This window comes from Polynucleobacter sp. MWH-Berg-3C6, assembly GCF_018881855.1.
Lineage (GTDB): Bacteria > Pseudomonadota > Gammaproteobacteria > Burkholderiales > Burkholderiaceae > Polynucleobacter.
Genome location: NZ_JACVPN010000004.1, coordinates 127,643 through 143,422, shown reverse-complemented (window position 1 = coordinate 143,422; position 15,780 = coordinate 127,643). Strand labels below are relative to the sequence as shown.

The 15,780-nt window shown below is 45.7% G+C and carries 22 protein-coding genes; 4 read left to right on the top strand and 18 right to left on the bottom strand.

Going from position 1 to position 15,780, the window contains the following annotated elements; translation table 11 throughout:
• On the bottom strand, window positions 1–1,169 hold a 1,169-nt coding region (locus tag ICN13_RS08270; RefSeq protein WP_216137881.1), incomplete at its 3' end, for a porin.
• A 208-nt stretch (window positions 1,170–1,377) separates the two neighbouring features.
• Between ICN13_RS08270 and ICN13_RS08265 the strand changes: the two genes are divergently transcribed.
• Window positions 1,378–2,838, top strand: a complete 1,461-nt coding sequence (locus tag ICN13_RS08265; protein ID WP_216139878.1) for a tetratricopeptide repeat protein — start codon at window positions 1,378–1,380, stop codon at window positions 2,836–2,838.
• Here ICN13_RS08265 and tatC read toward each other — a convergent pair.
• Genes tatC through hisI form a run of 6 tightly spaced genes read right to left on the bottom strand, consistent with a single transcriptional unit; the run spans window position 2,814 to window position 5,592 of the window.
• On the bottom strand, window positions 2,814–3,608 hold the full coding sequence (gene tatC, locus ICN13_RS08260) for a twin-arginine translocase subunit TatC (RefSeq protein ID WP_216139877.1): 795 nt from the start codon (window positions 3,606–3,608) through the stop codon (window positions 2,814–2,816). The two genes, ICN13_RS08265 and tatC, sit on opposite strands and share 25 nt — an antisense overlap.
• Window positions 3,609–3,635: 27 nt before the next feature.
• Window positions 3,636–4,112 (bottom strand): Sec-independent protein translocase protein TatB, encoded by a 477-nt coding sequence (tatB, locus tag ICN13_RS08255; RefSeq protein ID WP_216139876.1) that lies wholly within the window; start codon window positions 4,110–4,112, stop codon window positions 3,636–3,638.
• 49 nt (window positions 4,113–4,161) lie between these two features.
• On the bottom strand, window positions 4,162–4,383 hold the full coding sequence (tatA, locus tag ICN13_RS08250) for a Sec-independent protein translocase subunit TatA (RefSeq protein WP_216139875.1): 222 nt from the start codon (window positions 4,381–4,383) through the stop codon (window positions 4,162–4,164).
• Between the two features lie 16 nt (window positions 4,384–4,399).
• Complete coding sequence (locus tag ICN13_RS08245; RefSeq protein WP_216139874.1) at window positions 4,400–4,756, bottom strand: histidine triad nucleotide-binding protein; 357 nt, start codon at window positions 4,754–4,756, stop codon at window positions 4,400–4,402.
• A gap of 6 nt (window positions 4,757–4,762) precedes the next feature.
• A complete protein-coding gene (locus ICN13_RS08240) occupies window positions 4,763–5,164 on the bottom strand; it encodes a phosphoribosyl-ATP diphosphatase (protein WP_216139873.1) in 402 nt (133 codons plus the stop codon).
• 41 nt (window positions 5,165–5,205) lie between these two features.
• Window positions 5,206–5,592: a phosphoribosyl-AMP cyclohydrolase gene (hisI, locus tag ICN13_RS08235; RefSeq protein ID WP_216139872.1), complete on the bottom strand. Its 387-nt coding sequence runs from the start codon at window positions 5,590–5,592 to the stop codon at window positions 5,206–5,208.
• Between the two features lie 142 nt (window positions 5,593–5,734).
• On the opposite strand from hisI, the gene ICN13_RS08230 reads away from it, so the two are divergent.
• Both ICN13_RS08230 and ICN13_RS08225 read left to right on the top strand, forming a co-directional pair.
• Window positions 5,735–5,917, top strand: coding sequence for a type II toxin-antitoxin system HicA family toxin (locus ICN13_RS08230; protein ID WP_216139871.1), 183 nt, complete (start codon window positions 5,735–5,737; stop codon window positions 5,915–5,917).
• Window positions 5,918–5,927: 10 nt separating this feature from the next.
• The gene (locus ICN13_RS08225; RefSeq protein WP_216139870.1) at window positions 5,928–6,320 is read left to right on the top strand and encodes a type II toxin-antitoxin system HicB family antitoxin; all 393 of its coding nucleotides are present in this window, start codon (window positions 5,928–5,930) and stop codon (window positions 6,318–6,320) included.
• A 9-nt stretch (window positions 6,321–6,329) separates the two neighbouring features.
• Here the strand turns inward: ICN13_RS08225 and hisF are convergent, their stop codons facing one another.
• From hisF to hisB, 4 genes are read right to left on the bottom strand one after another with little or no spacing between them, the layout of a single operon-like run.
• Window positions 6,330–7,088, bottom strand: coding sequence for an imidazole glycerol phosphate synthase subunit HisF (gene hisF / locus ICN13_RS08220; RefSeq protein ID WP_088525659.1), 759 nt, complete (start codon window positions 7,086–7,088; stop codon window positions 6,330–6,332).
• On the bottom strand, window positions 7,088–7,849 hold the full coding sequence (gene hisA / locus ICN13_RS08215; protein ID WP_087908842.1) for a 1-(5-phosphoribosyl)-5-[(5-phosphoribosylamino)methylideneamino]imidazole-4-carboxamide isomerase: 762 nt from the start codon (window positions 7,847–7,849) through the stop codon (window positions 7,088–7,090). The genes hisF and hisA overlap by 1 nt, the downstream gene beginning before the upstream one ends.
• 18 nt (window positions 7,850–7,867) lie before the next feature.
• Window positions 7,868–8,530 (bottom strand): imidazole glycerol phosphate synthase subunit HisH, encoded by a 663-nt coding sequence (gene hisH / locus ICN13_RS08210; RefSeq protein WP_216139869.1) that lies wholly within the window; start codon window positions 8,528–8,530, stop codon window positions 7,868–7,870.
• Window positions 8,531–8,579: 49 nt separating this feature from the next.
• Window positions 8,580–9,167 carry an imidazoleglycerol-phosphate dehydratase HisB gene (gene hisB / locus ICN13_RS08205; RefSeq protein WP_215376713.1) on the bottom strand — a complete coding sequence of 196 codons (588 nt, stop codon included), beginning with the start codon at window positions 9,165–9,167 and terminating at the stop codon, window positions 8,580–8,582.
• Window positions 9,168–9,283: 116 nt separating this feature from the next.
• Between hisB and hisC the strand changes: the two genes are divergently transcribed.
• Window positions 9,284–10,351 carry a histidinol-phosphate transaminase gene (gene hisC, locus ICN13_RS08200; protein WP_216139868.1) on the top strand — a complete coding sequence of 356 codons (1,068 nt, stop codon included), beginning with the start codon at window positions 9,284–9,286 and terminating at the stop codon, window positions 10,349–10,351.
• A gap of 23 nt (window positions 10,352–10,374) precedes the next feature.
• Here the strand turns inward: hisC and hisD are convergent, their stop codons facing one another.
• The 7 genes from hisD to ICN13_RS08165 are packed head-to-tail and all read right to left on the bottom strand — an operon-like array spanning window position 10,375 to window position 15,767.
• The gene (gene hisD / locus ICN13_RS08195) at window positions 10,375–11,697 is read right to left on the bottom strand and encodes a histidinol dehydrogenase (protein WP_216139867.1); all 1,323 of its coding nucleotides are present in this window, start codon (window positions 11,695–11,697) and stop codon (window positions 10,375–10,377) included.
• Window positions 11,698–11,718: 21 nt separating this feature from the next.
• Entirely contained in the window at window positions 11,719–12,345 is a 627-nt protein-coding gene (hisG, locus tag ICN13_RS08190; protein WP_216139866.1) for an ATP phosphoribosyltransferase, read from the bottom strand.
• A gap of 20 nt (window positions 12,346–12,365) precedes the next feature.
• The gene (gene murA, locus ICN13_RS08185) at window positions 12,366–13,640 is read right to left on the bottom strand and encodes a UDP-N-acetylglucosamine 1-carboxyvinyltransferase (protein WP_216139865.1); all 1,275 of its coding nucleotides are present in this window, start codon (window positions 13,638–13,640) and stop codon (window positions 12,366–12,368) included.
• A 43-nt stretch (window positions 13,641–13,683) separates the two neighbouring features.
• The gene (locus ICN13_RS08180; protein WP_216139864.1) at window positions 13,684–13,932 is read right to left on the bottom strand and encodes a BolA family protein; all 249 of its coding nucleotides are present in this window, start codon (window positions 13,930–13,932) and stop codon (window positions 13,684–13,686) included.
• Window positions 13,933–13,967: 35 nt separating this feature from the next.
• A complete protein-coding gene (locus tag ICN13_RS08175; RefSeq protein WP_216139863.1) occupies window positions 13,968–14,756 on the bottom strand; it encodes an ABC transporter permease in 789 nt (262 codons plus the stop codon).
• Window positions 14,753–15,505, bottom strand: a complete 753-nt coding sequence (locus ICN13_RS08170) for an ABC transporter ATP-binding protein (protein WP_216139862.1) — start codon at window positions 15,503–15,505, stop codon at window positions 14,753–14,755. The genes ICN13_RS08175 and ICN13_RS08170 overlap by 4 nt, the downstream gene beginning before the upstream one ends.
• 4 nt (window positions 15,506–15,509) lie before the next feature.
• On the bottom strand, window positions 15,510–15,767 hold the full coding sequence (locus ICN13_RS08165; RefSeq protein ID WP_216139861.1) for a lipid asymmetry maintenance protein MlaB: 258 nt from the start codon (window positions 15,765–15,767) through the stop codon (window positions 15,510–15,512).
• Window positions 15,768–15,780: the final 13 nt, after the last annotated feature.

Genomic DNA, 15,780 nt, shown 5'->3' with positions numbered 1-15,780 from the left:
CCATAGATTGTGTACAAGTTTGTACGCTTGCTTAGCCAGTAATTTCCACCTAACTGATAGCCAATAATGTTAGCAGTAGGTGCGCCAACTCCATATGAAGTGTAGCGACCGTTACCAACAGATGCCCAACCTTCAATGGTTGGTGTAATGAAGCTACGTACACCAATTTCTTGAGCTGAACGCTTAAGGAATAGGCTAGGATTGTTGTCCGCCTGAACTTTGCGGTTTACCCAACCAGCGTAGGCCTTCAAAATACCAAAGTCATAGCTTCCTGTGATCAAAGCTTGTCCATCAATAACGTTATTACCCTGTGTACCTGATCCCCAAGCTGCTGGGGTAGTTGTATAGGTTGCTGCGCCACCTACTGGAGCCTCGGAATGGAACACTTGGTATGAAGCCTGGATATTTGCTTTTTGAATATTCCAATCCAAAGCACCCATCCAGCCAAACTGGTTAGAGTTTCCACCATTAGTAGCAGATGTTCTAGTGGAATCTTGATTACTCAAGACAGCGCCAAGTTTAGCTTGTACGCCAGCCATTCTATCGGAACGAGCGGTAATCGTGTTTGTGGTTCTATTGGTAAATGCGCCATAAGCAGAACCGTTAAGTGCTGCAGTAGCAGTGGAAGGAACAGAGGCACTATTAAAGAAAGCGCCGTCAGTTGTAGGAGCTAACATGCTACCTAAAGTTTGATTCAACTGACCAGTAGTGTTACTACCAGCTTGTTCCCAGTTAAAGGTGTTTTGTGTACCAATACGTACATCAACCAAACCTTTTTTAACTAAACCAACATATGCTTGACGAGTGTTGAAAACCTGATTTGGTGATCCAGCGTTTGAACCTGAACTAGCTGTAGGAGCTGCAATTGTTTCGCCAGAAGCGTTCGAACCAGCATTACCGGCAGGTTGGATACCTAACTCATATACAAAGTTTGCTGAAGTACCGCCACCAAGATCTTCAGTGCCACGGAAACCAATACGGCTGCCAGATTCCATACTGTTGCTGATACGGCTAACGTTTTGCTTGTTAGTGGCGGTGGCACTAGTGAAGCTAGCACTACCATTGGTATAACCAACATCCATAATTCCGTAAACAGTCACTGAGGACTGAGCTTGAGCTGCGCCAGCAAAAGCTGTCATAGCTGCAACTGCTAATAGCGATTTTTTCATTCTTTAAATCTCCAAAAATTAAAAGTAATGCCCAAATAAAACCGGGACCAATGAATTTTGCTTCTATTGCCCATCTAGACTGGGGGTAGGGGTAATTAAGAGCTCTTTTTGCTTGTGAAAAGGTAGTTTTTTGGCTTTCTTCGTTGTATCTCGGCAACAAGACCTTTGTTTTCTGTCTTTTAAGGCCCTTAGATGACAAAATTGTCATATGGCAAGTCGCGAATTCCTAAAAATCCTCAGTTCAGCCCGCTTAGGTGATGTATTAGCGCAACAAAAGTTAGCGCAGGCTTATATGACCGGGGCATTTAAAACCCCAATTCAGCCTACAAATGCCTTAATTTGGCTCGAAAAGTCCTATTTTTCCATTTCAAATCAAGGACTTGACGAAAAAGACTCAATCCAACAGGAAATTTCCGGTCTTTTAGATCAAGTGGCCAGCATTCCCCTGGCGGAGACCTTCAATTCCCCTGCTTTTAGCTTTGGTTGGGGGTCGTTCTGGGAGGTGGCCGAAAAAGCCGTTCAGGATGCTTCTAGCCTGGCTGCTAAGTGGCAACTAGCCAATCTGCTAATAAACCCAGCCTATCAAGAGATTCAACCTCAACTTGCCGATTGGTTAAATAAAGCGGCCATTCCCCCCTCTGTTGAAAAAATTACTGGTCTTGATTTTGTGGGTCTTCAAAAACTCGCTAAGGAATATCTTCAAGAGCTTTCTGAAATTGATTCGCCATTCACAAGCTCTGCCAAAGAACTACTGATTAAGCTTCAACCCAAAAATGAGGCTCTTTCCTCTTTATGGAGCGCTTGGCTTGAAGAGAAAAATGAAGATGCCTTGCTACAAGCAGCAGAACTTGGACTCACTATTGCAAAACTGACCTTGGGATTGCGTCTCGCGCAATTAGATGGCAGCGATACTAAGTCGAATGCATCTCTTAAAAAAGCGGCGTACTGGTTAGAGCTCGCAGCCAAAGATGGCGATCGTGATGCTTGGTATGCACTAGGTGAAATTTATCGCCGCCCTCAATTCTCAGGATATAACGCTACAGAAAGTGATCGCTGCTTTGATCGTGCTGCTGACTTAGGACATGCAGAAGCACAATTGCGTAAAGGTGCCAACCTGTGGCGTAAGCGAGAAAAGTCTGAAGAAAAGGTGCGCGGCTTGCAAGCGTCATATTGGGTCTGGCAAGCGCATCAGCAAGGTGTGACAGAAGCTAAAGATTTGCTCAGCAAAATTTTAGAAAGTTGCCCAGACCCCAAATTAAATGAATGGTTTGAACTGGCGCAATATGCTGAGCGCGCTATTAACCATCATGCTGAACATAAATTAGACGAAGACTGGTTGCTACTGTGTCATCGCATCATCATTGCTAATCAATTTAACTTTAGCAAAGCAGAGTTATTGCTTTGCGAAGTAGGTCAGCTACAACATGAGCATTGTGTAGCTGTTGATATTCGCTGGGAATTGCCTAAGATTTTGCCGCGACTCATTCAGATTGATACGATTCAACAGCGCCGCACTCTTTTGGCAGCAGGCAAAGCTTTTGCTGGTGCTGAAGTGGACATTGAAGGCAATCTCCGACAAAGGCGCTATCGCTTTGATCGGGTTACCAATTGGCTAACGGATACTTTTTCTAAGAGCCCTAAAAATCAGACTGACGCTGAACTAGCTTGATCTTCTTTAGCGGTCTCATCATCTGCAGGCTTAGGCATATAGAAGCGCGCAATAAATAAGCCCAGCTCATAGAGCAATGTCATCGGCACTGCCAAGAGCAATTGCGATAGAACATCGGGCGGAGTTACGACTGCAGAAATTACAAAGGCGCCCACAATGACGTAGGGACGAATTTCTTTGAGCTTAGCCAAAGGCACAATGCCCATGCGCACTAGAACAACTACCACTACTGGAACTTCAAACGTAATGCCGAAGGCCAAAAAAGTGTTCATCGCAAAGCTCAGATATTTATCGATATCCGTAGACATCTCCGCGCCCAATGGTGCGTTATAGCTAGCCATGAAATTAAATACTGTTGGAAACACCAAGAAGTAGGCGAAGGCCATACCGAAAATAAACAAGCTATAGCTACTCACCACTAATGGAACGACCAACCTACGCTCATGTTGATATAAACCCGGTGCAATAAAAGCCCACAACTGATAAATCACTACAGGCAATGCAATCAGAAATGCCACTAGCATAGTGACTTTCATGGGGACAAAGAAGGAGCCAGTGACATCAGTCACAATCATCTTGCCACCTGCTGGCAATGAATCTAGCAAAGGCTGTGAAAACAAATGAAAAATATCTGGCGCCCAATACACCAAGCAAACAAAGACAACAATAATTGCTAGAGCTGCTTTGATAACACGATCACGCAATTCAAATAAATGCGAGAGAAAAGATTCTTGTAAACCTGACTCTTCAGTGGAATGATTTTCTGACATGCGAAAGTATTTTTATTCTTATTTTATTTATTTGATGGCGCTGTGATGAAAGCGTTTCATTCTGGCGGCGCCCGATTGAACTCGTGTGCGCACGCCTGCTGAGCGTTTAAACCATATAGGTCTAGCTGCACGCCTAACACCCCAGCTATTGCGGCCCTGACGCTTAGTCTTGTCCCACACCGCTCTCTCATCAAGAGGCAGCTTCTCAAAACTGGTCTCGAAAATATCGGCCTGATCACTAAGGTGGGTGTTGGCTTCTTGAACAGTGGAGTTAATGCTGTTCTCAACTTCCTTTAGAGCAAAAGCACTCTCTTCGCGGAACTTTTTAAATTCCTCTACTTCCATCTGGCGATTAACTTCAGATTTAATGTCGGCCATATAGCGCTGCGCACGACCAAATAAATTACCCGCCATGCGAGCAATTTTTGGTAGGCGCTCTGGGCCCACTACAACTAAAGCAACTACTGCAATGAGCGCAAGTTTTGAAACCCCAAGATCAATCATTTCAGCAGTCTTCTAAAAACCACATGGATTTCTATTGCGCTATCAAGAATCACTTGTTGATGTCTTTAGCTTGTACATCAACAGTTTTTTCTGTTGTTGCAGCAGCTTGCTGGATTTGCTCTTTCGGTTCATCACCTGGCTTCATGCCATCTTTAAAACCTTTTACAGCACCACCCAAATCTTGGCCAATATTGCGTAATTTCTTGGTACCAAATACCAACATCACGATGACCAAAACAATTAACCAATGCCAAATGCTAAATGAGCCCATTTCAAATCTCCTTGGATTATTTTTTCCAGGGGCGTGGACCGCCCATCACATGCAAATGCAAGTGATAAACCTCCTGCCCTCCATCTGCACCATTATTCACCATCAAACGGAAGCCACCATCCTTACCCGGACGACAGCCCTGCTCTTTGGCAAGACGCGGCGCTAATTCCATCATTCTACCCAGCAAAGGGGCATCAATGCTTTCTACTGACTCCAGCATGGGAATATGTTTCTTAGGAATCATTAAAAAATGCACTGGTGCGGCTGGATTGATATCTTTAAACGCGTAGACTTCCTCGTCCTCATAGACCTTCTGGGATGGGATCAAGCCTTGTGAAATCTTGCAAAACAGGCAATTTGGATCGTGTGACATCAGTATTTATTCCTTACCGGCTGCTTTTCTGGCGGCTTTTTCTTCGATTCCAGAGGTGCCTAAGCGACGGTCGAGCTCACTAATCACGTCCTCTGGACGCAAGTTAAATTGGGATAAGGCAATCAGGCAGTGAAACCAAAGATCGGCCATCTCAGCCACCAGCAGCTTCTGTTGCTCTGGAGCCAAGTTCGCACTACGGGCATCTTTCGCTGCCATGACCGCCTCAGTTGCCTCTTCACCAATCTTCTTCAAAATTCCATCATCGCCCTTAGAGAAGAGCAAAGCAGTATAGGAAGTCTTAGGATCAGCTTGGCCAGCCTTAAAAGCATCACGACGCTGGTCTACTACATCAGCCAAATGCGCGAATGCAGAATCTAAATTAGAAGGTTTGTTGGCAGAGCTCGTCATTTGATTATTTTATGTCTTTTAAGCAAAAGACTTTAGCTTGTTTATTTTTTAGAAATCGACTGGTCAACCCAAGCGGCCTTAGCTGAATCCCATTGCTTAAAGAAGCAACTATGCTCACCCGTATGGCAAGCAATAGCGTCCTTTTGCTCAACCATGAGCAAAATTGTGTCGCCATCGCAATCTAAACGAATTTCTTTTACTTTCTGGATATGCCCGGACTCTTCGCCTTTATGCCAAAGTTTTTGCCGTGAACGCGTCCAATAGACGGCCTCACCAGAACGTAAAGTTGCTAACAAAGCATCGCGATTCATCCAAGCCATCATCAATACATCGCCACTACTTACTTCCTGAGCAATCACAGGTACAAGACCCTGATCATTCCAAGTCACGGCATCTAATAGGCTTTGTTCTTGAGGGTTTTTATTCATATCTGACATTTGCTCAATTTTGACAGAATTGTTAAGGCCAAACCAAATAAGTATTTATTAGAGCTTGGTGTAATGACCCGCCCCGCCTCATGGACACCTTCTATATTTGTGTGTATGATGTGTATAAATTTATAATTTGGGAATGAATAGCAAAGAACTCATTAAGGCATTAGAAAAGGATGGATGGGTGTTGCGGGGCTCAAAAGGCTCTCATCATGTTTTTAATCATCCCCATAAAGCTGGGCATATCACTGTTCCTCACCCCAAAAAGGATTTAGGAATTGGTTTAGTTCAAAAGCTACTAAAACAAGCAGGCATGAAATAGAGGAATCATCATGAAATATCCAATTGCGATTGAACCGGGTGGAGATAAGTTAGCGTGGAGCGTAGTCGTTCCTGATTTACCTGGCTGCTTCTCGGCTGCTGATAGCGGAGTTGATGAGGCAATTGAAAATGCCAAAGAAGCTATTGAACTTTGGATTGAGTCAGCGTTAGATGCCAGTGAAGATATACCGAAGCCCAGTCCTATTACCAATCTACAGAAGAAGAAAGAATTCAAGGGATGTATTTGGGCTATTGCTGAGATTGACCCAGCTTTACTATCAGACGATATCGAAAGGGTAAATATCTCTTTACCAAAAAGAGTATTGGCAAGATTGGATGCCAAAGCTAAATCAGCCGGAGAAAATCGCTCAGCCTTTATCGCTCACATGGCAATCAGCGCTTAAAAGCTCTCGCTAAATCCGAACCGGAATTCCTTGGGCGGCCATATATTCTTTTGCCTGGCCTACGGTGTACTCGCCATAATGAAAAATGCTTGCTGCTAATACGGCATCGGCATGACCCTTGGTAATCCCATCAACCAAATGCTGCAAATTACCGACGCCACCAGATGCAATTACTGGTACAGAGACTGCATCGCTCACGGCTGCGGTTAAAGCTAAATCAAAGCCATCTTTGCTGCCATCGCGATTCATACTGGTCAGCAAAATTTCGCCAGCGCCACGTTTAGCCACCTCACTCGCCCACTGCACTACATCAATACCGGTAGCTGTTCTACCGCCATGGGTAAATACCTCCCAATTGCCGGCAGCAGTTTGTTTGGCGTCAATCGCAACCACAATGCATTGTGAGCCATAGTAAGCGGCAGCATCTGAAACTAAATCCGGATTCGCTACTGCGGAAGAATTCATACTCACTTTATCTGCGCCAGCATTGAGCAAGCGACGCACATCAGCAACAGCGCGCACACCACCGCCAACGGTGAGAGGAATAAATACTTGGGAAGCAACATCTTCAATGATGTGCAAAATGAGATCGCGGCCATCAGATGTAGCAGTGATATCTAAGAACGTAAGCTCATCAGCGCCTTGGGTGTCATAACGTTTAGCGATTTCGACAGGATCACCTGCATCGCGTAAGCCAACGAAGTTCACACCCTTAACAACGCGCCCTGCAGTGACATCAAGGCAAGGAATAATGCGTTTTGTTAACACTAGATAATTTTCTTCATGTACTTCAGAGTTAACTCATCCGCATACTTTTGAGCTGCTGCAAGATCCAGATCCCCGGCATAGATGGAGCGGCCTGCAATAACACCCATCACACCCTCTTCTTCCGCTTTGCACAGCGCTTCAATGTCTTTATTGTTTGAGAGACCACCACTGGCAATTACCGGAATACGAATAGCCTGAGCCAGCTTAATAGTGGCGTCAATATTGACACCCTTGAGCATGCCATCACGCCCAATATCGGTATAGATAATGGCTTCAACACCCCAATCTTCAAACTTCTTAGCGAGATCAATCACTTCATGGCCAGTAATCTTGCTCCAACCATCTGTGGCCACCTTACCATCGCGGGCATCTAAGCCAACCATCACATGGCCAGGAAATGCAGTGCAAGCATCTTGTACAAAGCCTGGATTTTTGACTGCAGCAGTGCCAATAATTACAGTGCTAATACCGTCATCTAATAAACGCTCAATGGTTTCAAGATCACGAATGCCGCCACCCAATTGAACGGGTATCTCATCACCAACTGCTTTGAGAATCGATTTGATTGCAGATTCATTTTTGAGTTTGCCTGCAAAGGCACCATTGAGATCCACCAGATGCAAGCGACGTGCGCCTTTACTAATCCAATGTGCTGCCATGGCGCCAGGATCTTCAGAGAAAACGGTGGCTTTATCCATGTCACCTTGTTCAAGTCGAACACAGTGGCCGTCTTTGAGATCAATTGCAGGAATCAGCAGCATATCTAAAGGTTAAAAGTATTAAGGTTGCCAAGAAACAAAATTTTGATAAAGCTTTAATCCGTATTCTGCACTTTTTTCTGGATGAAATTGTGTAGCAAAAATATTATCTCTCGCCACGGCAGAAGTAAACCAATCCCCGTACTCTGTAGAGCCCGCAATATCTTCTTTGCGCTGCGGCACAACAAAGTAGCTATGGACAAAATAAAAACTAGTTAAATCAGGAATGCCCTTCCATATGGGGTGTTTAGAGTCTTGGCGCACTTGATTCCAGCCCATGTGCGGGACTTTATATGCAGAGCCATCCGCCTGTTTTTTGCCTGCTAGCTCAAAACGACGCACTTCACCCGGAATTAAGCCCAAACACGGGGTCCATTGACCCTTTTCTGTTGCTCGTATTTCAGCGCTTTGATCAAACAGCATTTGCTCACCTACACATACTCCAAGTAGGGGTTTATTTTTGGATGCCTCTAACAGCGCTTCCAATAAACCAGACTCTTCGAGATGCTTCATACAATCTGGCATTGCGCCTTGGCCAGGTAAGACAACTCGATTTGCAGAAAGAATTTCTTCGGGCTTGTGCGCAATCAACACATTGTCATCAGGGGCTACATGACGAAATGCTTGATATACGGAACGGAGATTACCCATCCCATAATCAACGATCGCAATAGTTTGCGCCAATTTAGCTTATCTTTCGCTGTTGTCTACAGAGCAACTATGGGTGTCTAAATTAGAGACTGCCTTTAGTTGAAGGAACGGCACCAGATGCCCGTGGGTCAATGGCCAAAGCCATACGTAAAGCACGGCCAAAAGCCTTGAACACGGTTTCAATCTGATGGTGCGCGTTAATGCCGCGCAAATTATCGATATGCAAAGTTACTCCGGCGTGATTTACAAAACCACGGAAGAACTCAATACTGAGATCAACATCAAAGTCACCAACTCGAGCGCGAGTAAACGGTACGTTGAACTCCAACCCCGGACGACCAGAAAAATCGATCACAACGCGCGAGAGGGTCTCATCTAGAGGAACATAGGAGTGGCCATAACGGGTGATGCCCGCTTTATCGCCGACCGCCTTAGCAAAAGCCTGACCCAAGGTAATTCCGACATCCTCTACGGTGTGATGATCATCAATATGGGTGTCGCCATTAGCGACTACTTTGAGGTCAATCATGCCGTGGCGGGCAATTTGATCGAGCATATGATCTAGAAAAGGGACACCGGAGGCCAGCTCAGCCTTACCAGTACCATCTAAATTGATGGAAATTTGAATTTTGGTTTCCGAAGTGTTTCGGGTAACGTCGGCTTGCCGCATGCTTCATTGCGCCGCGAGGCGAAGTGTTGATTGAAGCCTCATAATATCATTCCTAGAAGAGATATAAATGCAGATATTGCTTCACTTTCTTTCTGATTTTTGAGCCGAGTACCCTAATGAGCCGTTTTTGGAGCCCTGTTGTTCAAACCCTAACCCCTTATGTGCCTGGGGAGCAACCGCAAATGCAGCGGCTGGTAAAGCTCAACACCAACGAAAGTCCTTATGGACCCTCGCCCAAAGCTATAGCCGCAATTGATGGCCAAAACAATGAAGATTTGCGCCTTTACCCCGATCCAGAGGGTGCTGCACTCAAACAAGCTATTGCCAAGCTGCATGGCCTAGATCCAAAACAGGTCTTTTTGGGAAATGGCTCAGATGAAGTTTTGGCCCATGTTTTTGCCGGCCTACTCAAACACAACAAACCAGTTCATTTTCCGGATATCACGTATAGCTTCTATCCGGTCTACTGCAAGCTATTTGGAATTGACTACAAGGCGGTGCCACTTGGAAAAGAGTTTGAGATCAATCTAGCAGACTACCAAGCTCCCAACGGTGGAATTATTTTCCCGAATCCAAATGCACCCACTGGCAGATCCATCGCACGCTCTGCAATCGAATCTTTACTTTCCCAAAATAAAGACTCCGTGGTAGTTATTGATGAAGCGTATGTTGATTACGGCACGGAATCTTGCATTCCATTATTGCGTAGTGCCTCCTGTCCAGAGAATCTTCTCGTAGTACACACACTCTCAAAATCAAGAGCGCTTGCTGGCTTGCGTGTTGGTTTTGCAGTTGGTCACCCAGCCTTGATTGAAGGCTTGGAGCGGGTAAAAAATAGCTTTAACTCTTACCCTCTCGGTCGTCTTGCACAGGCTGGTGCCATCGCTGCAATCGAAGATCAAGCACATCTTGAAAGCACCTCGGCCAAGGTCATGCAAACTCGCAGCAAATTGATTAGCGATCTAAAAGTCCTAGGCTTTGAAACGCTGCCGTCAACTGCAAACTTTATCTTCACTCGCCACCCGCAACATGCAGGAGAAAAACTCTATCAAGCTTTGCGAGATCGCGGCATCATCTTGCGCCACTTTAAGTTGCCGCGTATAGAGGATTTCTTGCGCATTACGATTGGCACAGATGAACAAAGCGGCGAACTAGTCGCCGCTTTAAAAGAAATCCTCGCTTAATTTAAATCGATTTTATTTTCGAATTACTTTTTAAGTCGCATCTCAGCGGCGCGTGCATGAGCTTGTAAGCCCTCTCCATGGGCTAGGGTACTAGCAACCAAACCTAAGGTCTGAGCACCCGCTTCACTTACTTCAATCATGCTGGAGCGCTTAATAAAGTCATAGACGCCCAACGGTGATGAGAAGCGGGCTGTACGGGCTGTTGGCAGGACGTGATTAGGTCCAGCACAGTAATCTCCAAGGGATTCGCTAGTGTAGTTACCCATAAAGATCGCGCCAGCATGGCGAATCTTCTCTGCCCACTTGCGTGGATCTACTGCGCAAATCTCTAAGTGTTCTGCAGCGATCGCATTAGCGATCTCGCAAGCTTCGCTCATATCTTTTACCTGAATGAGGAGTGCACGATTACTTAAAGATGCTTCAATGACTTTGGCTCTTGGCATCTCTGGTAGCAGCTTATTAATACTGGCTTGTACTTGCTCAATAAATGCAGCATCAGGGCAAAGCAGAATCGATTGGGCCTGCTCATCATGCTCTGCCTGAGAAAAGAGATCCATCGCAATCCAATCGGGATTACTGGAGCCATCGCAAAGCACTAAAATTTCAGAGGGGCCTGCAATCATGTCAATGCCAACAATTCCAAATACCCTGCGCTTAGCAGCCGCAACATAAGCATTACCCGGACCAACAATCTTATCTACAGAGGGAATAGTCTTCGTGCCATAAGCTAGGGCGCCAACAGCTTGAGCGCCGCCAATGGTAAAGACACGATCAACACCAGCCAAATACGCAGCAGCTAATACCAATGGGTTACGCGCACCATCTGGGGTTGGCACAACCATGATGACTTGTGCAACACCAGCTACTTTCGCAGGGATGGCATTCATGAGCACAGAAGATGGATAAGCGGCCTTGCCACCGGGAACATAAATTCCAACACGATCTAGTGGCGTCACTTTTTGACCTAAGCGCGTACCATCCGCCTCTTCATATTCCCAGGAGTGGCAACCGGCTTCAATCTTTTGCTTCTCATGGTACGCACGAACGCGTTGTGCAGCGATATCTAACGCATTTTTTTGATCAGCAGATAAAGACTTATAAGCCTGCTCTAAATCTTTTTTCGGAATCTCTAATTCAGATACGCTAGCAACGTTCAAACGATCAAATTGTTTTGTGAACTCTAGAACTGCTTTATCACCATTCTCTTTAACCGCTAAGAGGATTTTAGCAACAGCTACCTCAATTGCTTCATCGTCAGCCATGGGCAAGGAAAGACTAGAGAGCAGGGTTTCTTTGAAACCCGCATCATGGCTATTGAGACGCTTGACTTTGATTGGCGCAGACATTTGAGCGAAAAGGAATATGCCTTACTTCAGTAACTCAAAAATAGGTTGCAATTGAGCACGCTTACGCTTGTATGAGGCCTGGTTTACTACTAGGCGCGCACTGATATCCGCAATTGGCTCCACTTCAACTAAACCATTCGCTTTTAAAGTATTACCAGTAGAGACCAAATCGACAATTGCATCAGCCAAACCAACTAGCGGGGCAAGCTCCATAGAACCATAGAGCTGAATCGTATCGATGTGTACGCCTTTATTAGCAAAGTGCTCACGTGCGCAATTCACGTATTTGGTGGCCACCTTTAAACGAGAGCCTTGTTTAACTGCTGCTGCGTAGTCAAAGCCTTCGCGCACTGCAACCGACATGCGGCACTTTGCAATATTGAGATCGTATGGCACATAAAGGCCGTCTGTGCCTTTTTCCATCAGTACATCTAGCCCTGCCACGCCAAAATCAGCACCGCCAAATTGCACATAAGTTGGCACATCAGAGGCGCGCACAATAATCAAACGGACATCTGGATTTGAGGTCTCAATAATCAGCTTGCGTGACTTCTCAGGATCTTCCTTCGGCACAATGCCGACCTTGGATAAGATCTCAGCAGTCTCTTCGAAGATACGCCCTTTGGAGAGGGCTAAAGTCAATTTCATGGACTAATTATCCATCAGGCTTACTTTATGCGCTCAATCTTTGCACCCAACAGCGTCAATTTATGCTCCATGCGGTCATAGCCACGATCCAAATGGTAGATCCGGTCAACCTGAGTTTCACCTTGAGCCGCCAGGCCAGCAATCACCAAACTAGCAGAGGCACGTAAGTCGGTAGCCATCACAATCGCGCCCGAGAGCTTTTCAACGCCCTGCGCAATGGCAGTATTTCCTTCGATTGCGATATCTGCACCTAGGCGATTTAACTCTTGAACGTGCATAAAACGATTCTCGAAAATAGTTTCGGTAATCATTGAGCTGCCAGCAGCTACAGCATTCACAGCCATCAATTGCGCCTGCATATCGGTTGGGAAAGCTGGGTACTCTGAAGTACGAAAACTCACTGCCTTAGGGCGACCTTGCATAGAGGCCTTAATCCAATCGGCGCCAATCTCCATTTGTAGACCAGCCTCTTTGAGCTTAACCACTACCGCGTCTAAAGTATCGGGGCGGCAATGTTTCACCACCACTTCACCACCAGCAGCGGCAACTGCGCATAAGAATGTACCCGCTTCAATACGATCCGGAATCACCGAATGCTCAGCACCATGAAGTTTTTCAACGCCCTCAATCACTAAGCGATCGGTACCAATGCCAGAAATCTTTGCACCCATCTTGACTAGCAATTCAGCAAGATCGCCAACCTCTGGTTCGCGTGCAGCATTTTCTAAAATGGTGGTGCCTGTGGCCAAGGTAGCAGCCATCAATAAATTCTCTGTGCCTGTTACCGTAATCATGTCGGTCAAAATCGATGCGCCCTTGAGACGATCGGCTGGTGATTTTGTCTCTGCTTGGATATAACCGCTCTTAATCTTGATACTTGCACCCATGGCTTTGAGGCCCTTAATGTGCTGATCCACTGGCCGAGCACCAATGGCGCAACCACCTGGCAAAGAAACCTTGGCGCTATGCATTCTGGCTAACAGTGGGCCCAAAACCAAAATAGAGGCGCGCATGGTTTTCACCCTCTCATAGGTCGCTTCTGAACTCTTAATTACCGCAGCACTCAATACCAAATGACTGCGATCACTTGCATCTGGAAAATTGACTGTGACGCCGATTTCTTGCAAAAGCTTGAGCATCGTGCGGACATCCTGTAAATCTGGCACGTTGCGCAACACGACTGGTTGGTCAGTAAGTAAGCAGGCACAAAGAATGGGTAGAGCTGCATTTTTGGCTCCTGCGATCACCACCTCACCTTTGAGAGGAGTGCCGCCAACCATTCGTAATTTATCCATGAAACGATTCCAATAAAAACTGTCGTAGTTCTGTTATTAATATTTAGGCTGCAGGGTTTTGAGCAAACTCTTCGGGTGTAAAAGCCTTAATGGATAAGGCATGCACTTCTGCCTTCATGCGATCGCCCATTGCGCCATATACCAATTGGTGACGCTGTACCAAGCGCTTACCCTCAAAGTCTGGGCTCACAATCGTTGCAAAAAAATGCTGGCCATCGCCCTCTACCTGAATGTGGGTGCAGGTAATGCCCTGCTTGATATAGCCCTCAATTTGCTCTGGGGTTGGAAACATACATCTCTCCTAATAAAACGTAATAATGTGAATACTTAATGGCGGAGCTTATAGCCCTTTTGTAACAAGCGTAAAGCAATCACTGAAACCACAATAAAGAAACAAGCCACGATTGCCAAACTATTCCATGGGGAAATATCAGAAACTCCAAAGAAGCCGTAACGGAAGCCATCAATCATGTAAAAAAATGGGTTGAAATGGGAAACCACTTGCCAGGCTAGTGGCAGTGAATGAATCGAGTAGAAAACGCCAGACAACATGGTGGCGGGCATGATGACAAAGTTCTGAAAAGCAGCGAGTTGATCATATTTATCCGCCCAGATACCAGCAATCAAACCCAGGCTACCCAAAATAGCGGCACCCAAAAATGCAAAAGTCAGAATCCACAATGGGTGTTCTAGTGCCGGCAAGCCATACCAAGCGGTAATCACAAATACGCCAAAGCCCACTACGACACCACGAAACACGGCCGCCAATATATAGGCCGCATAGAATTCAAAATGGCTCAAAGGGGCAAGCAAAACAAATACCAAGTTGCCCGTGACCTTCGACTGGATTAGGGATGAGGAGGTATTTGCAAATGCATTTTGTAAAACGCTCATCATGACCAAACCTGGTATCAAAAATGCTGTGTAACTCAAACGGCCATAGACCTCTCTACCTTCGAGAACATGTCCAAAAATCATGAGATACAAAACCGCTGTTAATACCGGTGCCGCTACAGTCTGAAATCCAACCTTATAAAAACGCAATATTTCTTTGCGCAGTAATGTGGGGAAGCCGCTGCCGTACTCTAAAGGCGGTCTACTGAGTCCATGCTTCATAAAGCACCCCCAGACATGATGTTGACAAAAACCTCTTCCAGATCGGTCTTGCCTTCGCCATCTTTTTTGACCGAACCGTAGCGAGCTAAAAGATTGGCAGTGGTATCTAACGCAACAATCTTGCCTTGCTTGAGCATGGCAATGCGCTGACATAAGGCTTCAGCCTCTTCTAAATAATGCGTAGTTAACACAATGGTGTGGCCATCTTGATTGAGTCTACTAATGAACTGCCATAAAGACTGGCGCAACTCTACATCCACCCCAGCAGTTGGCTCATCCAAAATAATCACCGGTGGTCTGTGCACTAATGCCTGGGCAACCAATACACGACGTTTCATGCCGCCCGACAAAGAACGCATATTGCTATCAGCCTTTGCTGTGAGATCAAGATTTGCGATGATCTCATCAATCCATGCGTCGTTATTGCGAATACCAAAGTAGCCAGATTGGAAACGCAAGGTTTCACGAACGGTGAAAAAAGGATCAAATACCAATTCTTGAGGAACAACGCCCAACATGCGACGCGCCTCACGAAAAGCCTTTTGTACATCAGCACCCATAATTGCTGCATGACCCGCACTTGGGGTTACCAAGCCTGCCAAGATAGAGATCAGCGTGGTTTTACCAGCGCCGTTAGGGCCAAGTAGGCCAAAAAATTCACCGGGCTCAATAGTGAGAGAAACATCGTCTAGGGCCTGAAGCGCCCCATAATGTTTGGATATGTTTTGAATTGAAATTGCAGGATGCATGCTATTACAAACCTAGCAATGCGGATACACCATATACGCTGGCCAATACTTTTAGCTTCTCAGGTGCATGCTCTATAGATAGGGACTGACCATCAGCCTTCAGCTTTTTTTGCCATGCCAATAAAACAGTTAGTACTGTGGAATCAAAATCTTTTAAGGCAGAGCAATTAATCGTTCTTAAGTTCGCTAAATTTAACAAGCCTTCTTTTTCTAACTGCAGAACGTTTTCCTGTGTAACGGTTGTAGGTAAAGAAAAGGTCATTGAAAAATATCTA

Coding starts and splice junctions, on each gene's coding strand:
- ICN13_RS08265 (WP_216139878.1), top strand. CDS start 1,378: ATGGCAAGTCGCGAATTCCTAAAAATCCTCAGTTCAGCCCGCTTAGGT.
- tatC (WP_216139877.1), bottom strand. CDS start 3,608: ATGTCAGAAAATCATTCCACTGAAGAGTCAGGTTTACAAGAATCTTTT.
- tatB (WP_216139876.1), bottom strand. CDS start 4,112: ATGATTGATCTTGGGGTTTCAAAACTTGCGCTCATTGCAGTAGTTGCT.
- tatA (WP_216139875.1), bottom strand. CDS start 4,383: ATGGGCTCATTTAGCATTTGGCATTGGTTAATTGTTTTGGTCATCGTG.
- ICN13_RS08245 (WP_216139874.1), bottom strand. CDS start 4,756: ATGTCACACGATCCAAATTGCCTGTTTTGCAAGATTTCACAAGGCTTG.
- ICN13_RS08240 (WP_216139873.1), bottom strand. CDS start 5,164: ATGACGAGCTCTGCCAACAAACCTTCTAATTTAGATTCTGCATTCGCG.
- hisI (WP_216139872.1), bottom strand. CDS start 5,592: ATGAATAAAAACCCTCAAGAACAAAGCCTATTAGATGCCGTGACTTGG.
- ICN13_RS08230 (WP_216139871.1), top strand. CDS start 5,735: ATGAATAGCAAAGAACTCATTAAGGCATTAGAAAAGGATGGATGGGTG.
- ICN13_RS08225 (WP_216139870.1), top strand. CDS start 5,928: ATGAAATATCCAATTGCGATTGAACCGGGTGGAGATAAGTTAGCGTGG.
- hisA (WP_087908842.1), bottom strand. CDS start 7,849: ATGCTGCTGATTCCTGCAATTGATCTCAAAGACGGCCACTGTGTTCGA.
- hisB (WP_215376713.1), bottom strand. CDS start 9,167: ATGCGGCAAGCCGACGTTACCCGAAACACTTCGGAAACCAAAATTCAA.
- hisC (WP_216139868.1), top strand. CDS start 9,284: ATGAGCCGTTTTTGGAGCCCTGTTGTTCAAACCCTAACCCCTTATGTG.
- hisD (WP_216139867.1), bottom strand. CDS start 11,697: ATGTCTGCGCCAATCAAAGTCAAGCGTCTCAATAGCCATGATGCGGGT.
- hisG (WP_216139866.1), bottom strand. CDS start 12,345: ATGAAATTGACTTTAGCCCTCTCCAAAGGGCGTATCTTCGAAGAGACT.
- murA (WP_216139865.1), bottom strand. CDS start 13,640: ATGGATAAATTACGAATGGTTGGCGGCACTCCTCTCAAAGGTGAGGTG.
- ICN13_RS08180 (WP_216139864.1), bottom strand. CDS start 13,932: ATGTTTCCAACCCCAGAGCAAATTGAGGGCTATATCAAGCAGGGCATT.
- ICN13_RS08175 (WP_216139863.1), bottom strand. CDS start 14,756: ATGAAGCATGGACTCAGTAGACCGCCTTTAGAGTACGGCAGCGGCTTC.
- ICN13_RS08170 (WP_216139862.1), bottom strand. CDS start 15,505: ATGCATCCTGCAATTTCAATTCAAAACATATCCAAACATTATGGGGCG.
- ICN13_RS08165 (WP_216139861.1), bottom strand. CDS start 15,767: ATGACCTTTTCTTTACCTACAACCGTTACACAGGAAAACGTTCTGCAG.